Annotated in this window: 1 protein-coding gene; it reads right to left on the minus strand. The window is 32.2% G+C overall.

Going from position 1 to position 255, the window contains the following annotated elements; all coding sequences use genetic code 11:
- On the minus strand, positions 1-255 hold a 255-nt coding region (locus SB816_RS33285; RefSeq protein WP_410548414.1), incomplete at both ends, for a hypothetical protein.

The raw sequence follows: 255 nt of genomic DNA on the forward strand, positions 1-255 counted from the left end.
GGTTATAGACAATGAATTTGTTTTTATTCTTAAATTTATAGACTGGATCATCAATAAGTTCAACATTCATCCCAATATCCCAATGATTATCAATTAAATTTATGTTTTGAGAAGTATTGTAAAGTGATTCTGAGAGACCTTGAATTGCTGTTAGTGTGATATCTACTGTTGCCCAAGGTTTATCCTCTTCCTGAACAACTGAAATCGTATCATCACATACAACCAACCATCTTTTATTTGGCTCGTAAGTGTATC

The organism is Achromobacter sp. SIMBA_011, assembly GCF_046535435.1.
GTDB lineage: Bacteria > Pseudomonadota > Gammaproteobacteria > Burkholderiales > Burkholderiaceae_B > Achromobacter > Achromobacter dolens.